Genomic DNA, 19,405 nt, shown 5'->3' on the forward strand with positions numbered 1-19,405 from the left:
CCTTTAGATGACAGGAGAGAAGTTTACGATGGATGGCCGGATTAATGAGAAAAGCAACACTCCCTTTCCAGACAGTGAGCCACCAGCCAACAGAGCAAAGCAAGATGCACCGTCAAACATTGCAGAGGTCTCTGATGCCATTCCCAAACTCAGTCCATCGTCAACTCCAGTCAGGATGCCGGACAAGACGAGAACCGTATCCGCAGCGGATTCAGCAACGGCTATGACTTGTTTCGACCGCCAGTGGGCCAGCTTGCCTCTGGAAGTGCTCGAGAAAATCGCCAGCTATTTAGCCATCGAAGATATCAATCATTTCGGGCAAACATCGCCGACAATGGGCGATCGCCTGAGGTCATGCGGTCTGGAAGAGGTCCATCACTTCCTCTCCCTGACCAGGCAAAGGCAGACTCAGTGCCGGGCAATCATTCAGTCCAGTCATTTGCTCCTTGAGTATCTCAGAACATTGCCTATATTTTCTGATCGCCGCTTCCCTGCACAACTGGGCCCGGCCTTTTACGCCTGTTATGCCAGCCATTTGCGCCAGCAGATTCTTGATGGGGTCGCATTGACTCTTATACCTGGTGGCAGTTTAAATGTTCATAAATATCGTCATCATCTGCGTGATTATATTCCCATTATCATTGAGGAAAAGGCGCAGAACTTCAGTGATATTCTGGCTCCGGACCCTGATGGTCACTGGGTCAGGAAAGCTGAGATCAAACACGAAAAACTGGTCAGTTATGGCGATCAGCAGGCCGACTATATTTTATTTGTCCCGCAACCCGTTACACCAGCCCCTGAGCGAACGGAACCTCTTAGCCAAAAATACAGTGGCAAAGAGCACTTTCTGTCTGTTTATGAATGCAACAACGATTCCTGGGTTGAGCAACAACTGACATCGGATGAGGTTTTTCCTGAATGTAAGAATAAGCGCATCTCTAAAATGCTACTGTCACCTGATGCCAGGTCACTGGTCTGTACCAAATGGGGGCACACCGTTGCTATTCTCGGTCAGGATGCCGATGGGCGGTGGGTCAATAAAGGCAACATTAATGCACACCGTAATCGTTACCAGCTATTCAGTGCCGACAGCAATCATCTTGTGATTTATAGTGGCTCATACATGACGTTGATGAGTCGGGCAGAGGATGGATCCTGGTCACAAACGGGTGACATTTTTGTTACAGATCCTGCTGATAATCTGAAACAAACGCCCAGTGGCGAAAAATTGAGCAACTTTGAGATTGATTTTGATGTGGTATTCAGTCCGGATAACCGTCATTTTGTCGTATGGTTTGAAGATGCCGATGAAGACTCCGGTGAGTTTGATATTGAGCGGGATTATTTCTTTGTCGTCATTTTTGCCTGTGACCCGCAAGGGCAGTGGCGTGAAAAACAGAGAATCATTGAATTCTGTCATCATCCAACCCGGTATTTCGATCTTAAACCTGAATTTAGCCCCGATGGTCGTCTTCTGATTATCACCACCGAGAACAGTATTGATATCTGGGAATTGACTGACGACAAATGGCAGCGATCTGAACGGGAGAAGCTCCGGTGTGGCGGCGGTAAGATTTATTTTTCTGTGGACCCTTGTGAATTCATCAGAAAAAGCAGGCACGGCGTAGCAATCTGGCGCAAGGCAGCGTCCGGAATCTGGGGCAAGACACAAACATTTCCGGCTGAATCCCTGGTAATAGCCAGTCCCAGCGGTGAAACCATTGTTTGTAACGATCCTGCCGGACATACTGATCTCTATCAACGTCAGCCTTTTGCTGAATCTTTCGGTCAGCCATTCGTTGAACCCGCCGCCGTTGAATGGGTCAATCAACGCATCGGTTTTTCTATCATGAAAGCAGGTTTCAACCAGGAAGGTTGCCTTCTGGCTGTGGTTCCTAAAACAGCTGAGCACAGCCTGATTCTGTTCGGATTGACGGCAGACGGGAGCTGGCTGGAAAGAGCCCGTTTGCCGACAGAAGGCAGGATTAAGAAATTTTGTTTCAGCCCCTGCAGCCGCAATCTCCAGGTCACCAGTTTACGCCCTGCTTCTGGCGGTGTTAGAGCGCAAGAAGTTTTTTCGCTCTGGCAGATCAGACCCAATGCAATGGCTTTCGGCTTCTCTTTAATAGTTACTCCAATCAATGGAAGTGATATTGAATAGAGGCGGGATATTATTAGCTGCTTGTAAAAATAATTCACTTTTAGTAAAAACATCTACCAAAGTAAGAAGGTATATCTTCTCCCTTTGCAAGTCATCGTGCATATCTAACCTGGAATAAAAAGTATCTTTGAAACCAATACCAGATAACATGATACTCCATTCTGCTTTATGAGCTTTTATATCTGAGTAGTATTTCCTTGCTTCATCTTTATCTAAGGGTGTGCGACTCATTTTAGATTGAAAATGGCAAAATAATCCATTATGTAAAAACTCACCATCTATGCCATCATCAGGCCCAAGAGGGCCAGGTGTGAACCCCAGCCGGTAGGCAAACCTACGACCAATTTCTTGTTTGCCTCTACTATCTAATGAAACGATTGAGTCAGCTAAATTAATTGCTTGAGCCTTGTTGAGAGTAATCATAACAAACTTTGGCTCATTTTGATTAAGCCGAAAACAGTTATAAGTTCATTCATATATTCTGGATGTTTTTCCAATTCAGTTTCTGATTCAGTTGACACATTAAAGTCGATTTCTACTCCTTCCATTGATGATGGAAATTCGGTTTCATCAAAGTCATCTTTGGAACAAGAGTATGCCCCATAGTTGGCAAGAGTATTAAAAAACACATGTTTTGAAAAATGCAAAGCAGCTTGTAATTTTTTTGCCATTTCTATCTGCTGCTCAGTCAATTTTATTTTAATGACGCTCTCATTATTATCAACTAAATCATCTATATCTGAGAGAGCCTCGTCTACAAATTTGCTATTGTTGCTCATTGGTGCGCTCCTATATGCTATTGACAGCTTCCTGCAGGATGTCCTTTATGTACTCAGGATGCCCTTTATGTACTCACAACCGGGATACTCCCAAACGAACTTGCCATTAAGTAAGGGCTTTTTCGAAATTCTCAGGATCATAATTAATTGGACGAGAAACAGTAATTTTCAATCCAGAATGACTTTCATAGCAACTATCTACTGCATCTTGGATTCGACCTTTATCTTCTCCCATAGGAACAATCAAAACTGGGAAAATATAACCAGTATGATTGTTCATTGAAACTATTAGGGCAAGTGTATCTTTCAGTCTTCCAATAGCTAGTGCAGCCAAGCCTTGATATCCATACAGGCCACTCGTTCCGATACTCTGAGGTCGTCATTCCCGCGAAGGCGGGAATCCAGCGCCAACAGCGGGTCTCTGCCTTCTCGCGGATGAAAAGGCCAGGGGGACACCGGGCAGTATGGTTCTGGTGATGAGTCTGTGTGGATTCCCGCCTTCGCGGGAATGACGGGAGTGAGGCCGGAAATGACGGGAGGGGAACGGGTTTTGCGACACCCTCTGTTGCGTGGGAACGAGGGGTGTATGGATATCAGAGCTTAGCTGCACTAGTGCTTGCTTATCTCGGTCAGGCTCCTGGTGACAACTGGTCAGGGTTCTCGATCAGGCGCTTTTCAGATTTTCACCAGACAGCTGTTGTTTAAACCAGGCCAGCTGGTGTTCAAGGGCGGCGAGCTTCTGGTCCCGTTTCACCAACAGCGCCTGCATCTGCTGAAGCAGTTGCAGGGATAGCGTCCGAACAGATTTATTTTTCCTGACCGTGGCCGTTCATATCCAGCAAATCAATATTCATTTTCATCCACAGCAGAGTAGCAGCCAGGTTCACGTTATGGCAGGCTCCATCATTGACGGTTAACAAACCCCGAGTTTCATCGATCACCTGATTCACCTCCTCTTGGCTTTCTTCAGGGAATTCATCCAGCAACCGTTTTAGATTCCTCTGTCCCTGGGTCAGATGTGCAAACCTCAGAGGAAACTGGCGCAACTGATACAAATTAACCAAATCTTGTTCCAGCCCTGATTCCTTCCAGGTTCGGATCGCCGTAGCAATAAAGAAGTCCAGGTCTTGCGCATTAAAGGCAGGTTTGTCTGCTGCTTTGATAAAGTCCTTAGCCTCCCCATTGACTACCAATCGCCCCAGTTGTTCGGCCCCCTCTAAATACATTATCTGCAAAAAAAACGTCATCATGGTGTCTTCATTAAGGGCTTCTTTGTCCACATAATAACCGTTTTGAGGCAACATAGGGGATTCCAACAATGTTTTCAGATCGTGCAACATAAATGACTCACAACCAAAGTCATTGACTTGACGTCCAGGCAGAAAGAAAAACCGGGAATCAGTAAAGCCGTGATATTTTATCGCCAGTGTCAGCACTAAACCGACAAGGTGCGACATGGGTGAATAAGTTTGTTCTGGGTAGCGCTTAAAAGTCCTTAGACTATCAACAAAAAAAAACCGATAATGCCCTTTGCTATTCCTCCTGATAGAAACAACACTGACGTGACCTGATTTATCCTGAAAAATATAATTTTTTGTTTCTTCTGCTGTCATTAATGGCAGCTGGGTTATAAACAATGCAAGTAGCTGATGAAGACAATGATAGGAGCCAAGGTAAGCATGCATGAGTTTTCTCATATCCAGATTAGCTGCTTCCTCAAGCCTGTAAACAAACTCGTGATCGGTCAGACCTTCGGGTAACTCAATTTGAGGTAACAGAACTTTGGCAAATAATTTGATTATATGTATTGAAAATATCCTAAGCCCTGGATAGTCAAGTAAAACATGTATCATTTCACCTCTTTCCAGCTTTCCAGGAAAGTAAAGTTGAAGTACCCTTAGAATCGCTTTACCACGGTGTTGTTTGTTTTCCAGAGCTCCTTTTTCTGCCAAAATATCGGGGTTTGCCTCATACAATTTTTCCAATTCTGCATTAAAATCATCAATATTTTTTTTCTGATCTACTGTTTTCAATGACTTTTCAGCAGCCTTAAGAATTTCTTTCAGTTTTTCAAGATGCCTGGCATGACTCTTATCATTACCGGAAGCCGATGCTGACGCTGCACCAGAGCCTGATGAACCCGAAGAGCCAGAAATGCCCTGCTCTTTCGTACTTTGTTTTTTACTTTGTTGCTCTTGCTGCGGCGGCGGAGATTTACCGTCGGTTTTAGATTGCTCCTTGTTTTCGTCGCCATAACGGTTTAATTCGAATGAATAGCCAGTAAACACCGTTCCTTTATCTGGCTGTAACCCTTCCCCTTCAGAAAAAGGCGAAGTGATTATTGAATCTTTTTTTCCCTTCTTTAACAGAGACAGCAGAACAATCCCAGACTTAGGTAAACGAATAGGGTCAGATAAAAAAGAGGAAAGAATTTCATCGACACCATTGCCAGAGACCAATAATGAAGCATAAGGAACTTCAGCCTGACTAATAACTGACAAAAAAACGCCGACAGCAACAAAGGCGCAGCAGATATTCTTCATTACAAATAACTAAGCTCCAAGAGATAAAAGCACCATTCTAGATAAAAAAGCTCAGAATTGCCTGACCCCAGGAGCCTGATAATTTTCGGACAGGCACTAGTATAGGCATAAAAAAAACAATCTCTTCCGTTTTAATGGACACTCAAATCCAACTATCCAGCAGTGATTCATGCGTCTGTGATAACAGAACCCCTGGTATCTGACAGCAGTCCGATATGAAGTTGTTAAAGAAAATTACTCCCCTGCTTATCAAATACAAAGGTTCTTATTACATCCTATGAATTTTCAATGCTCTCAATCTACACGGCATTCATGTGAAGAGAAAGCTGCCCCAGAATTTGATGTTTAAACCCGTACAGCCACACTCTCCAGGTCACCAGTTTACGCCCTGCCGCTGGCGGTGTTATAGCGCAAGAGTTTTATTCACTCTGGCAGATCATGCCCGATGAATTGGCCTTCACAGGGCAGGGTGACTATTCAGACCAGTCCAGTAATGTTCTGGTACTGAAATCCGATGAGTTGACAACCATTACCGATTTCTTCCACTGGTTGCGGGTAACCATCCAAATAGAACTTTTCTCCTTTCTGAAGGTCATAAGTACCTAACCAGACAATTTCAATGCAGTCCTTTAGATGACAGGAGAGAAGTTCACGATGGATGGTCGGATTAATGAGAAAAGAAACACTCCCTTTCCAGGTAGTGAGCCACCAGCCAACAGAGCAAATCAGGATGCACCGTCAAACATTGCAGAGGTCTCTGATGTCATTCCCAAACTCAGTCCATGGTCAACTCCGGCCAGGATGCCTGACAAGACGAGAACCGTATCCGCAACGGTTTCAGCAACGGCTACGACTTGCTCCGATAGCCGACTGGTTAGCTTGCCCGTGGAAGTGTTCAACAGAATCGCCAGCTATTTATCCATCAACGATATCAATCATTTTGGGCAAACATCGCCAACAATGGGCGATCGCCTGAGGTCATGCGGCCTGGATGAGGTCCATTACTTTCTCTCTCTGACCAAACAAAGACAGTCTTCGTGCCGGGCAATCATTCAGTCCAGTCATTTGCTCCTTGAGTATCTCAGAACATTGCCCATATTTTCTGATCGCCACTTCCCTGCGCAACTGGGCCCGGCCTATTACTCCTGTTATGCCAGCCATTTGCGCCAGCAGATTCTTGATGGGGCCGCATTGACCTTTATTCCCATTGGCAGCCTGGATGTTCATTATCACCATCATCTGCGTGATCATATTCCCATTATCATTGAGAGAAAGTCGGAGAACTACAGTGATATTCTGGCTCCGGATCCTGACGGTCAATGGGTCAGGGAAGCTGAAATCAAACACAATGACCGTGTCAGTTATGGTCATCAATGGGCCGACCATATTTTATTTGTCCTGCATCGCGTTCCCCGAGGTCTTATGCGAAGGGGACCCCTTAGCCACCAATACACCGGCAAAGAGCATTTACTGTCTGTTTTTGAACGCAAGAAAGATTCGTGGGTTGAGCAACAACTGACGACGGGTGATGTTTTTCCTCAAGATGAGAACAAGTACATGAATGAGATGCACTTGTCACCTGATGCCAGTTCACTGGTCTGTATTCACAATGGGGAAGGCGGTGCTATTCTCGGACGGGGGGCTGATGGGCAGTGGGTCAATAGAGGCAAGATTAACACAGGCCAAAATCATCATTTGCTGTTCAGTGCCGACAACAATCATCTTCTGCTTTATGACGGATCATACATTACTTTGATGAGTCGGGCAGAGGATAAATCCTGGTCACAAACGGGCAACATTGTTGTTACAGATCCTGCTGATGATCTGAAAAAAACGCCCAGTGGCGAAACAGTGAGCGACTTTGACTTTGATCTCGATGTGAAATTCAGCCCGGATAACCGCCATTTTGTTACATGGTTTGAGGATGCCGGCGATGATAGCAATCTTGGTGCAATTGAACGGGACTATTTCTTTGTCGTCATTTTTGCCTGTGATCCGCAAGGGCAGTGGCATGAAAAAAAGAGAATCATTGAATACTGTGACTGGCCAATGCGGTATTTCTTTATCAAACCTGAATTTAGCCAGGATGGTCGGCTTCTGATTATCACCTCCGAAAAAAGTTTTAATATCTGGGAATTGGATACTGACGACAAATGGCAACTCTCTTATCGGGAGGAGTCCCAGGGTGGCGGTGGTGATTTTTATTTTCCTGTGGACCCTTGTGAATTCATCAGAAGAAGCGGGCGCAGCGTAACGATCTGGCGCAAGGCAGCCTCCGGAATCTGGGGCGAGACACAAACCTTTCCGGCTGAGGCCCTGGTAGTAGCCAGTCCCAGCGGTGAAACCATTGTTTGTAACGATCCTTCTGGCCACACTGATCTCTATCAACGCAAGCCTTTTGCTGAATCTTTCGATCAGCCATTCGCTGAACCCGCCGCCGTTGAGTGGGTCAATCAACGCATCGGGTTTTCCATCGTAAAAGCAGATTTCAATCAGGAAGGTTGCCTTCTGGCTTTAGTTCCCAGTACGTGTACACAAAGCCTGATTCTGTTCGGGTTGACGGCAGACGGGAGCTGGGTGGAAAGGACCCGTTTGCAAACAGAAGGCAGGATTGAAAAATTTTGCTTCAGCCCGTGCAGCCGCACCCTTCAAGTCACCAGTTTGCGCCCTACTCATGACCATGTCAGAGAGCAAGAGGTTTTTTCGCTCTGGAAGATCATGCACTCCCGTCATTCGCGAGAATGACGACCTCCTTCGCGGGAATGGAAACATTAACTGAGCACCTGATTCAGTGCAGCCGAACAACAGCCTGAACACCCCTGAAGAGAGGTGACAGTTAAAATGGAACTTTCATCCCATTTTAAGATCTAAGTTATTAAACGCCTTAAATGCAGTCCTTCAAAGGACATCGGGAAGGGAGCTTTATTATGGATGGTCAAATCAAAGAAATAAACAAATCGATTCTTGATAGTAGCGCGTCTGATACCGCCACCCCCTTCAAGAAACCAAAACTGGAATTACTGCCGAATGATGTAACAATCTGCTCTGAAGTCATTGCCAAACTCAATGCATCGTCGCCTCAGATTAAGTCACCTGACCGGGCAAGAACCGTATCCTCAACGGATTCCTCACTCTGCAAGCCTCCTCAAACCTTCGATTTCCGTTTTGTCACCCGTGATGATGAGGTACGACAGCTTTTAGTTGCCCAAACCTGCGATGAACATCGGGATGTCACCCTCATTTCCCACCCCGATGACCTCTCACAGGCTAACCTGGTGAGCCGGTTGAGCATTGCCGACGATGGTCGTCAGACTCTGCGTTCAGGCAAGCTGTTTGAGGGTTCGCAGCCCATAACTCTGGTGCTGGATATCCGAAAGCTCACCGCCGAAGAACTGCCCAAATTTAACGATTTACTGGACCCGAATAACCCCTGTCTGTACGACAAAGTCAGTCAGGAGAAACGCTCTCTGGGCCAACATGTTTCTCTGCTGGTGGTGGCAGATCCTGGGCAGTTGGCAGCGGCTGGCCAGCACAACAGGGCGCCGGGAGCTGATTTCTGGCGGCGAATTAATCGACCGGAAAATACCTGGCAGTTTGACGCGCAGAACGGCAATGACCCATCAATGAACATCGACGAAATTCCTCCACTATTGAAAGAAATTCCCGGCGCCGAAAATGCTATGGACGACGACAATATTCTTATTATTAACTGTCACTTGCACAGTAACTGGCGACAGTTGTTGCTGGGTGGCCCCGGAGTGGATAAACAGGGGCGAATCCAGCATCTTCCCGGCAGGCTTGGGTCATTAAGGGCCGGACAGCGGGTGATTCTGAAAGGAGCCGACTGGCAAAATCTGGCCTTTGAACAGACCGTTCGGCAGATGCTGGCGCAACAGTGCTTTGAGAGCAATGGGAAAGTCTGTCCGTTACCCGACGATGTTCAGTTTTATCAGATGCCGCTGGGAAATAATGAGCTTCATTCACTGTTCCAAAGTCTGTCCCGTTCTCCTGAAAAAGAAGTTGATAAAGAGCAGGCACCAGCAAACCCGATCATCATCAACGAGAGTAATATTGTTCAATGGCTAAACCCGATTGCCATCACCACGGAAGGCTACGCAGTTCCTAACACCCGTCTGCTGGAACAGGTTCAGGCGGGAGGTGTGGTCACCGTAACGTCTCCTCTCACTGAAGCACTCTGGTTTCGTTTGCTGGGTTCATTACAGACTATTCGCGAGACGACCGGCCTGGAACCCCGGCTTCAGGTGGCCCACGCAAAAGGACAACCAAAAGCCCTGGGTTTAATAGAAAACGATAAATACCCTCTGCCCACCCCACTGGAAAAAGTCGGAAATCGCGCTGCCTTTGATACCGCCACTTATCAACAATCTGCCCAGGCAAATCATTGGATCAATGATCTCCCGCAAGCTCCTCTGGTCATACAGGTCAATGAACAGACCAGCTTCAGCCAGCTATTTGATAATATCCATATCACCTCGGAACAAAAGGCCCATTTTGGACAACGTCCGAGTGGGTTGCAGGAAGCATTGACCGCTGGCAAGCCGGTGGTATTGCGGGGGCTGGAAAGCAACCCAACCCTTCAGCAGCTTCTGGAACCTCTGGTTGCAGGGCAGCCACTGCTGGTGAATGGTCAATTACAGGACTACCCAAAAGCTCGTGTCACACTGCTCTGGCCTGAGTCTGCAAAAAGCCGGTCTTCAGTATTTCGTTCGATGGTTGCCACTGGCAAGCCGTGTCCCGAAGTCGATCTTTGGGATATCAATGCCGTCAAGCATGAAATCTCCCGGGCTGAGCTGCCTGAACAAGCACTTAATGAACTTTACGAAGCCTTTAAAACCGCACCTTCCCACCTGTGTAACCCTCTGCCTGAAGTAACCGAAGGGTTATTGAATAACCTGATACTGGCTGCCCGGCGGGCACAGCAGGTTGACCAGTCCCTGCAGATCCTGCCCTGTCACTGGCGCAAGGCCATTAACAGCATTATCACCCATGGTACCCGGCAGCATCCGTCCGTGCGTGATTTTATGAAAGTGGCTTGTCAGCAGCTATTGCCAGATGAGAATCAAACCGCCTCGGTAGACCTGGATCGCTTAAATGCCATCATCAACACTGCCCTGCCGTTAGACAGAGCCTTTGTTGAACAGAACCTGTGGTCACTGGCCAGAGCCTTTGACCCGGTTGTATTTAATGAAAAATTACAACGGTCCTATGAAAGACCATTTTCATGGCAGGATGAAAAAGAAACTCTCGACAGGCTCTGTGCCTTGATCGTGGCCTATGCACCCGGAAAAAAACAAGATGCATTGGCGTATCAGTTAAAAGTCGATCCTGCGCAAGCAGAGTCCCGACAATCGTTAGCCATCAGGCCAGCCAGACAAATTAAACGTTTGCAAGATGCACTGGCTTCTGGCTGGCAATTAACCCATCCGCCTGGACAGACCCGATCCGATGCCGTTTACGCGCTGGCCTACGATTGTTTTCACAGGGCCAGAACGGCGAATTCTGAAGCAGAAGGCATTGAACGCATAGAACATCGACTGTCTGAATCGCTGAAATGGCAGGGTTCTGCTGATAGGCCTTTGTCAGCGCTGGCCCGGGATCTTTATCACGGCGAGATAAGCCAGAAAGATCGTGAAAATCGTCGACTGTCCCGACTCCACGACCGACTTTCGGACTCTCCCGTCCTATTCCTGCAGGGAGAAACCGGCACCGGGAAAAGCTACTTTTCTGCCAAAATGGCCAGGGCTTCGGGACAGGCTTCAGTCATTTCCCTTGGACCTTCCGACAGCGAACAGACCCTGATGAAACGCTGGCAGTGGCGACAAGACGCCGATGGCGACCGCTCTATGGTGCAGCAAAACCGGGCATTGATGGAATGGGCCAACACTCCATCCTACGAGGATGGACACTATGTCACTCTGGTTCTGGATGAGGCCAACCTGGCCAAAACCGGATTACTGGCATCATTAAACGGCTTGTGGGAACCAGAACCCTGCATTTACGTGAATGGTCATCCTGTCAAGGTCGGCCCAAAACACCGGGTGATTCTCACCGGTAACCCGGATCATTACGCCGGGCGCCGAATGGACCCGGCTCTAAAAGAGAAACTGCCCAGAGCTTACTACCCACGCCTGGGCCAGGCTTTCCTTCGCGACAGGGTGGTGGAACCGGCTCTGGTCAAGCATTTACAAGAGCATCTGCTGGAGCATCAAATAAACGACATTGCACACAGTGCCAGCAAGAGTGTGATGGCACTCTGGCAACATTATCAGGAGCTGTTGCCCGAGCATGAGTTTACCCCCAGGGATTTAACCGATATCTGCAGTTGGGTGGGCTGGTATCTGGATCGTGCCCTGCCCGCTCGCGGCAGTGTGACCTGTGGGCAAATAAACAGTCTGATACTACAAAGTTTTCGGGATGTACTGGGGCCGGAAATCACTGAAACGCATCAGGAGGCCCTGTCGGCACTGGAAATCTGGTTTGCTGCCCGTTACCAACCGGAGAACACCCTGAGCGACAGAGTTCATGAACACACCCTGCAGGAAATGCAGCAAACCTTCAGTACATTCAGCGAAAAAATCCGACCAGACTTTGATACCTCCGGATTGGCAGTCCGTGAACTGGCGCAACGGCTTGGGCAGGATTTAAGCCGCTGCCGACAGGCTAATTATCGCAAGATACAACACGGCGGTCGTCAGGCGACACTGATTGAAGGCCCCGCAGGACGGGGTAAGGATGCCACGCTGAACCTGGTGATTGAAAGTGTCAGACAGGAGACTAAACGACGGGGTGAGTCCATGCCGGAAGTCTATTACATGAACGCCTGTGATTGTTCCTGGGACAAACTGTGCGAAAAGATACAGGCGGCAAAAATTGAAGGCGGCATCGTGGTGATTTCAGAAATGAATCTGATCGACAGCCAGCACCTGGAAGGTGAATTGAACAATATTCTGGCCGGTGACGCCCATCCCGGCTTCCACCTGTTTGCCACCATCAACCCGCCTGAGTGTAGCGGGCGAAAACCTTTATCACCGGCGCTGAAAGGGCGTTTTCGACATTTGCCGATCCGGCAGTATAACCCAGTCGAATTACAGACCATTGCCAAAAAAGTGTTGCCAGCGTCCTTAGAAGGGACATTGGCCGCTAAACAGCTAACAGAAAAACATTGTCTTTTAAGGGCTCACCTGCAAGGCAAAAAAATGCCGTTGCAGCCCACCAGCCTTGATTTACAGAATGTTGCCAGGGCTATCAAAAGAGGTGGCGATTTTAGCGAAAAAGCACTTCATCAATGCCTCAATCAGCACTACCGGCTTTATCTGATGGCCGCCAAACTATCGCTGGAGGAACTGCCAAAGTCATCGGCTATTGCCATGGATAAAGAAGCGCTTGACCCTGAAATGAGCGAATGGTTCTACCAAACCGTCTCCGGCATTAATCGCCCATGGTTGATACGAGGCAGTCATCGCAACAGTCTTGATGAAAAACGCCGCGAAATTCGTTTTAACACTCGTCTGGATAAAGAGGAAGCCAAAACGGAAATCATCAAGAGGCTGGCCCAGGTCAGGTGGCAAGCATCCGGTCTTTGCCTGAAACCGGATCAATCGGACGATATTCTCACACAGGCTCTGTACAGACACTGGCAGCGATGCTGGTTCGCACATAATTTTAGCCTTACGGAAGTGGACGCTAATAGTGTATTCCCCCTGACCAAAGAACAGGCACAGGCGCTGAAAACGTCGGCTTACCATCCTTATCTTGAAGAGGCTGATAAGCAGATACAGGCATGGAACGCTCACGAAATTCAATGCTGGCCTGGATTCTGGCATCAGATCAGCGCTCTGCCAGATCACTTGGTAAACGAATTTATTAACGAAGCATCAGCTATTAGCGGTAATGACGCTCCTGAACCGTATGACCCGGAAGTTGAGGAGGAAGAAGCTCCGGCACTGGACCAAAGAACGAACTATGAGGATCAGAAGACGCCAAAGGCTACACTATTTAAAGTTTTTGATTCGCAGCATCCCGCTACGATGTATCGCTGGCAGGCATTAGATATTCGTGTCACTGCCAGAGGTGAAATCAAACAGATCAATCTTGATGGTAAACACCTTCTGGGATTCGAAACCCTCACACCTGAGCGGTTATCAGGTAATGACCATGAAGTGAGATTAACCAGAGATCAAACGCTGGCGACCCTTAAGATATCATCACAGAACGGCCAATATCCCTTACCCAGCCTGACGGCCAGTGACTCTATCGTGGCCCTGCGTATAGAGCCCTATTTGCCGCATAAACTGATCAGGGACAAATACACCGGGCTTCATACACTGTTTATTCCCCAGGCCGAAGCCTTCCAGAGTTTTCAATGTACTTATGTCGTAGAACCCGCAAAGCCGGGCAAAAAAACGGGTACTGAAGAAACCCGAACAGAACGATCAATACATTTTGACGTCGATTGTACAGAAAGTATCAAGTCCGTAATGAAAGAACTGCTTAATAACTTTGATAACACTGGCGAACATCCACCCAAAATACAGGCACTTTTGCAGACAATAGCAAGCCCTGAAGACACCAGGCAACGAATTAACGCAATCACGGAATATTGCGAACAGTTCTCAGGTAAGGCCATACCAGAGCCTGGTAAGAATTTCTTTGAATTTCTCGTAACCAAGCGACAAGGTAGCTGTCGTCATCGGGTGCCTGTTTTTATTGCTTTTTGCCGTTACTTCGGGATTCCCTGTCGGCAAATTGATAGCAATGTCCACTGCTTCCCCGAGTATTCCCTGGATGGAGGCCAAACCTGGGAGTCAGTAGATTTGGGCGGAGCGCCCGGGGAGGTGACAGAAATTACACCTGATTCCGATTTGGGCGGAGCGCCCGGGGAGGTGACAGAAATTACACCTGATTCCGATTTGGGCGGAGCGCCCGGGGAGGTGACAGAAATTACACCTGATTCCGGGAAGTTCTGTGATTTGAACGCTGCATCAAAGCATCTTCAGGACCTTCTGGAAGAGGCTGATTCAGAACAAATTCAAGCTCTGGCCAGAGCCTTTAACATGAGCCTTGAGCAACTGAAGAAAGCCGTTGAGACAGGCGGTTTATTACCATTTATTACACAAGTCGATCGATTTATTATCGCAATAGTAAAGAGTCTTTGGGTAGAAAAAAGTTTTGCCGGTTTTTCCCTGGGTGTCTCGCTGTTAGAGTCGCTGAAGACAGAAGCATCTAACTATCCTACTACGGATCGACTGATCGGTAGAGTGTTTTATTTCGGCAATCCTGATTATAGACCGATGTCGGAGGCAGTCATTCAAATATTGTCTGACAGTGATGAAGTTCAGGTCACTGAACCGCTCAGGCTACTTCATTCAAAAATGGTTAAACAGACTGGAACATGCGCTTACGAGTGGTTGCGTTCAATGGTGGATATTGTGAACACTGACTTGGCCAAGCCTTCGTTTATTCGCTTTGCCCGTGAAGCTCTGCTATCAGGGTGGTTGGATCCCGTGTCCAACAAACCGAACGGTACTATCATGCCGCTTCAACATCATGAGCTACTGTTGCGTCTGGTCAACGTCGATGAACTGAAGGTTGACGCCAGCCATTGCCTGAAAAAGTGGTATAAGACATTCTTCTCCAGGGGAAAAGATTATCGGACGTGCAATGTTAATGCCACCATCCATGAGGAAAAAAAGAATGCCTTTTTCGTCACTCATTGTCATGATGGGCGCTCGTCATCTCTTGAAGGTGAAATTGCCAATCCATCTATAGAAGACGCCTGGACAGACCAACCTGAGGGCATTCCGAATATAGAACGAATACTGGAGCAACGGCCCGCATTTCCGCAGTTAACCTCGGGCAAGGCGAACCATCGTCCGGTGATTCTCATGGGGCAGCCTGCCTGGAACAAGACAGTGATTGAAGAAAAAGCCGAAGCCCTGTATCAACGAAAAGTTAATAGCAGCCCTAACTGGAAGCCGATATTGGAAATGCTCAAATCAAAGTCCTACCCGCTGGCATTGGAAGCAGAGATGCTCTTGGAGAAGTTAGAAAAGCAATGCAAACAAGCAATTCAGCAGGCCTTCTGTCATTACCTTTATGAAGTGACACACTCGAAAGGCGGTTGCTTAAGCTGTTGCTGGGCAGGTGCTTTTATGAGTAAAGAATGTGGCACTTATGACCCATCCTCACCGGTAGAGCTGTATGCCATGATGTTGCATATTGCTAGCCCTCGCGAGTGTCAGGAACTTATTGAGGATGCCTACTTACGACAGACACATAATGCCAGCAATGCTCTGGTACTCAGAAACGACGAGATGACAAAAATTGCCGGAGAGTTTTTGAGTACCGTGAATTTGGATTCGATTTATGAGTCAATGGATACCTGATAACGGTTTGGTCATGATGCGTTTTTTGAGGGAATGGTCACGAATCCCCAGGTAGGAGTAATCGCTCCGAGCCCGTTTGCTCGCATATTTCAGTCCATGCTTCAGCAGGGTTTGCGCGAATTGTTCATTATGCTCCCCATAGGGCTCAACGGGTTGAACAACAAAGTCTGGCCTGTAGTCGTGTGTTGGGGTGATAACAAAGTATTTATCTTTTAAATCGGGGTAGACATCCTCATACAATCGTGTACCCCTTTTGGGGTCTAACAATACAAGATGCTGTAAGATTTCCCTGCGGATATCCTCACTCATCTCATCGCTCATAAACATTTCCCGAAAACTACCCTTCGATTCTTTCTTGAAGGATATTAAAAAATGACACACTCCCAACCGATGAGCATGATGAATAAACTGTTGGTGGTTGCTTAATAACTTGTAGCAAGGAGGAATACTGTGAAGAGATTGAATATAAAAGATTGAGAAAAGGCTGTGTTGAAAGGCGAATCTATCAGCTTCTGTCGTGACATCGCAATTAAGATGTTGTGCAAGTACGTTAAAGTCCCACTGATCTCTTCCAAAAATGGCTATCTCCTCAAGGCGTGTATCCAGACCAAACATACCATTTATCACAATGAGCAGTTGTTCAAAGGCATTCTGCATGGTTTTACGTGATTTCATTTGGGGGCATTCAATGGTTATTTCACCCGCTGCGGCGTTGCAACTTATCTTCATGGGGTCAGAGTTTTCATCCAGTTCGATCGCTTTTAGAAACTGTGCCAGAAACCACATACGCTTTAACTTACCGGATTTAAATCCTTCATCAGGGTTATTAAACTCGTCAGATAATTTCAGCCGCAGGGTTCGTCCTTTCCCCCCATCTGCCTGTTCAAGTAGCTCGATAACGCTCATATGAACTCCAAGTTTCAGGTTAACAATCAAGGCATCATCCGTACTGACGACAGTCCCTGATTTCCCTGCTTCTTCGATGAATACTTTGTCGGACGGCCTCAGTAGTGGCGCTTTTTCTACCGAGCCACCCGAGGTCGTGCAATCGACATAGGTGATTTTCTTTTCCTTAGATATCCTGCCCTGGCCCGAAGCCAGAGTGACCGGTGCCAGTGCGTTTACAAAGCGCTGATGCAGGGCAAAAATCAGCTCATGGACACTTCGGACCTGCTCAGCTTGCCCGGGGTTGAGCGCTTGAAGATCGGATTGTAGCTTATGGCAATCGGCCAGCCATTGACGAAAGTTAGCCGGGGATGGTCGCCCTTTTTCAGCAGCTTGCATGAGCAGAATGATACGCTCCAGCCTTGATTTGATGGTCTTTTGCAACGTCTCGAACCGGCTGGTCAGTTGCGGCAATTCATCCCGCAATAACTGAACCTCGGGTGAACCTTTCTCACCCGCCAGCTGTAAGAAGGCCTGGTAACCCTGCAACAGGGCTTCGGCCCCATAAACCAGCCGATTTACGCTGTCTTCAGTCTCTGCCAGTATTCTGGATCGTTGTGGTGACATGCTCAGTTTTACCGGGTTGGCCAGACCATCCAGTCCGGCACCGGGGGCAAATAATGCCAGCAGGCGGGCATTTTGATCCGTGAGCCATTTGAAACCGCTGGCAACCTCAAGGAATGTGCCTTCAGGAAAGGATAAATCATCCCGTGAGGGGATGGCTTTGGCTAACGATACATCAGTAACAGCTGAGGACAGCTTTCTGCAACTGGCCAGTTTTCCGCTAAGGTCACCGGCAACAATAAAGGCACCAGGCTCATCATTAAAGCAAGCGCAGACCAGTGTCGCCTGTTGGCCAGCCTGAACAGACAGCGCTTCAAACTGATCACCGGCCAGCATCAAAGTTTTTTGTTCCTGTTTCATAAGGATCGCCACATGATCATTGAATCCTCCTTTGGCAATAACAAAACCGCCAACCCGTTTCAGGAACCTAGGCTCAAGCATCCAGTCTTCAACGTGGTCAGCCAGGACAATGGCTCCATCCGGCATAGAGTCTGCCTCTGGTCGTCTGGCCAGCCAAAGTGATCCGGTGCAAAAGCCTTCGCTGACACCCGCACCAATAGCAATGGTCTCTTTGGGTATGGTCATGGCAAAGTCCATATCGCCAGAGAGTTGGGTAACAGGACGCACCTGCAACAGGAACAGGTCACCCTCAGGATTGATGGCGAACTCCGCATCCACGGGGCAGAGCAGTAAGCTTTCCAGTGTTGTCACCATCTTCCTGATATCTGAAACCATTTTATCATTAACTATATGACTAACGTCGTCTTTATGGGTGTCTGCATTTTCAATTCTTGTTTCTGAATAGCCGTTAGTGCTTTTGCGCAGGACAAAATGACTTGAGATCGTACCGGGAAAATACTGATAGCTGTCAGGGCCTTCCTCGTCAGAAATATCGATACGGTGAGGCGTATTACCGGACTGCCCTGCAACCACACCTCTGGGTTGACCGCGGGTGAACTCAACCCCGATGGTACCATCCCGAAAAGATTTAAAGCTCATGATGACCCCGCCGTATTGACAGTCAATACACTCCTGGATGATCAGTGCCATGGGTTGTGGTACACCTGCGGGACAGACTTCAGGGTGGTAGCCTGAAGCCATGACCTTGAGGCAGGTTCGCAGAACATCGTCTTCTTCCTGAACTAAAGAGAGGTATTTGCCCGCCTGGGCATCGCCGTAATTATCTTCGTTGATGCCAGAACTGCGGACTATAACCGGTGTTGATAGGGAGGGTTTGTCCAACTGATGACGTAGATCCCTGATTTGTTGGGCCGCTTCAGACTCTTTAATTTGCTGGTAAAAGTCATCACTGGCAATAAATTCCGCCAGCCCCTTCAGCACCCCGGTTCTTTTGACGTCTGAAGCTGGCAAAGTATCAAGGTATTCCCTGATGTGCGCCAGACTCGCCTGCGCACCCGGCTCATAGGCAATATCGGGAAGATAACGAACTAAAGAACGGGGATTTAGAGGATGTTGTTCAAGCGCATTCACGACCTGGGTTGTCACACATTTAAACGGTGGAACATCCAGACCGGCGTCCTTCATCCCCTGCAAAAACATTCCCTTGCCCCCAAGTTGTTCCCGGAGTGTGCCAACCTGATCTGGAACAGACAAACGACAGAGACGCTTGGCTAAAGGCATTTCGATGGCTGGAACGCCACCAGGATCAAAATGTCTTTTGGATTCACTTTCAGACCGATTGGTTGGACTGCCAGACCAGGTATCCTGGTTTGAATTCGTCGTCGGGATTTGGAGCTTTGAGTCACCAAAATTGGCATTTAACATTTTGACACCCCCTATCCTACTAATGCTCATCCATGATTTAATCGCTAACGCATAAATAAAGTACCTCTAGTTTTTTAGACAATAATACCTGTATAAAGTTCACCGTCGACCTGAAGCAAGCAATAGAAAGAAGAAAAATAAAGTTTGCTTTGGGAAGCCTTGTCTGAGTCGCTGAAGTTTATGAAATTCAGTAGCTGATTCAGGTTTTCCGGATGGTCGTTA

General features: G+C 47.7%; 10 protein-coding genes. 4 read left to right on the forward strand and 6 right to left on the reverse strand.

Going from position 1 to position 19,405, the window contains the following annotated elements; all coding sequences use genetic code 11:
- Positions 1 to 28 precede the first annotated feature (28 nt).
- Positions 29 to 2,161 (forward strand): hypothetical protein, encoded by a 2,133-nt coding sequence (locus ACOJUO_RS03505; RefSeq protein WP_422138924.1) that lies wholly within the window; start codon positions 29 to 31, stop codon positions 2,159 to 2,161.
- Here ACOJUO_RS03505 and ACOJUO_RS03510 read toward each other — a convergent pair.
- The 5 genes from ACOJUO_RS03510 to ACOJUO_RS03530 all read right to left on the reverse strand — a co-directional run bounded on the left by ACOJUO_RS03510 (position 2,123) and on the right by ACOJUO_RS03530 (position 5,483).
- On the reverse strand, positions 2,123 to 2,584 hold the full coding sequence (locus tag ACOJUO_RS03510) for a hypothetical protein (RefSeq protein WP_422138925.1): 462 nt from the start codon (positions 2,582 to 2,584) through the stop codon (positions 2,123 to 2,125). The two genes, ACOJUO_RS03505 and ACOJUO_RS03510, sit on opposite strands and share 39 nt — an antisense overlap.
- The gene (locus ACOJUO_RS03515; RefSeq protein ID WP_422135376.1) at positions 2,581 to 2,940 is read right to left on the reverse strand and encodes a hypothetical protein; all 360 of its coding nucleotides are present in this window, start codon (positions 2,938 to 2,940) and stop codon (positions 2,581 to 2,583) included. The genes ACOJUO_RS03510 and ACOJUO_RS03515 overlap by 4 nt, the downstream gene beginning before the upstream one ends.
- A 106-nt stretch (positions 2,941 to 3,046) precedes the next feature.
- Positions 3,047 to 3,274, reverse strand: a complete 228-nt coding sequence (locus ACOJUO_RS03520) for a hypothetical protein (RefSeq protein WP_422138926.1) — start codon at positions 3,272 to 3,274, stop codon at positions 3,047 to 3,049.
- Positions 3,262 to 3,396 (reverse strand): hypothetical protein, encoded by a 135-nt coding sequence (locus ACOJUO_RS03525; RefSeq protein WP_422132603.1) that lies wholly within the window; start codon positions 3,394 to 3,396, stop codon positions 3,262 to 3,264. The genes ACOJUO_RS03520 and ACOJUO_RS03525 overlap by 13 nt, the downstream gene beginning before the upstream one ends.
- A gap of 350 nt (positions 3,397 to 3,746) precedes the next feature.
- Entirely contained in the window at positions 3,747 to 5,483 is a 1,737-nt protein-coding gene (locus tag ACOJUO_RS03530; protein WP_422135379.1) for a hypothetical protein, read from the reverse strand.
- 438 nt (positions 5,484 to 5,921) lie between these two features.
- On the opposite strand from ACOJUO_RS03530, the gene ACOJUO_RS03535 reads away from it, so the two are divergent.
- The 3 genes from ACOJUO_RS03535 to ACOJUO_RS03545 all read left to right on the forward strand — a co-directional run bounded on the left by ACOJUO_RS03535 (position 5,922) and on the right by ACOJUO_RS03545 (position 15,889).
- Positions 5,922 to 6,089: a hypothetical protein gene (locus ACOJUO_RS03535; protein WP_422138927.1), complete on the forward strand. Its 168-nt coding sequence runs from the start codon at positions 5,922 to 5,924 to the stop codon at positions 6,087 to 6,089.
- Between the two features lie 48 nt (positions 6,090 to 6,137).
- Entirely contained in the window at positions 6,138 to 8,228 is a 2,091-nt protein-coding gene (locus ACOJUO_RS03540) for a hypothetical protein (RefSeq protein WP_422138928.1), read from the forward strand.
- A gap of 182 nt (positions 8,229 to 8,410) precedes the next feature.
- On the forward strand, positions 8,411 to 15,889 hold the full coding sequence (locus tag ACOJUO_RS03545) for an AAA family ATPase (protein ID WP_422138929.1): 7,479 nt from the start codon (positions 8,411 to 8,413) through the stop codon (positions 15,887 to 15,889).
- On the opposite strand, the gene ACOJUO_RS03550 is transcribed toward ACOJUO_RS03545, so the two are convergent.
- Positions 15,875 to 19,183 carry a PEP/pyruvate-binding domain-containing protein gene (locus tag ACOJUO_RS03550; RefSeq protein WP_422138930.1) on the reverse strand — a complete coding sequence of 1,103 codons (3,309 nt, stop codon included), beginning with the start codon at positions 19,181 to 19,183 and terminating at the stop codon, positions 15,875 to 15,877. The genes ACOJUO_RS03545 and ACOJUO_RS03550 overlap by 15 nt on opposite strands.
- Positions 19,184 to 19,405: the final 222 nt, after the last annotated feature.

This window comes from Endozoicomonas sp. ALC020 (genome assembly GCF_049275935.1).
In the GTDB taxonomy this organism is placed as follows: Bacteria; Pseudomonadota; Gammaproteobacteria; order Pseudomonadales; family Endozoicomonadaceae; genus Endozoicomonas_A.

What these genes read in the sequence shown, in the direction of transcription:
- ACOJUO_RS03505 (WP_422138924.1), top strand. Translation starts at nt 29, where the DNA reads ATGGATGGCCGGATTAATGAGAAAAGCAACACTCCCTTTCCAGACAGT.
- ACOJUO_RS03535 (WP_422138927.1), top strand. Translation starts at nt 5,922, where the DNA reads ATGCCCGATGAATTGGCCTTCACAGGGCAGGGTGACTATTCAGACCAG.
- ACOJUO_RS03530 (WP_422135379.1), bottom strand. Translation starts at nt 5,483, where the DNA reads ATGAAGAATATCTGCTGCGCCTTTGTTGCTGTCGGCGTTTTTTTGTCA.
- ACOJUO_RS03515 (WP_422135376.1), bottom strand. Translation starts at nt 2,940, where the DNA reads ATGAGCAACAATAGCAAATTTGTAGACGAGGCTCTCTCAGATATAGAT.
- ACOJUO_RS03550 (WP_422138930.1), bottom strand. Translation starts at nt 19,183, where the DNA reads ATGTTAAATGCCAATTTTGGTGACTCAAAGCTCCAAATCCCGACGACG.
- ACOJUO_RS03510 (WP_422138925.1), bottom strand. Translation starts at nt 2,584, where the DNA reads ATGATTACTCTCAACAAGGCTCAAGCAATTAATTTAGCTGACTCAATC.
- ACOJUO_RS03545 (WP_422138929.1), top strand. Translation starts at nt 8,411, where the DNA reads ATGGATGGTCAAATCAAAGAAATAAACAAATCGATTCTTGATAGTAGC.
- ACOJUO_RS03540 (WP_422138928.1), top strand. Translation starts at nt 6,138, where the DNA reads ATGGATGGTCGGATTAATGAGAAAAGAAACACTCCCTTTCCAGGTAGT.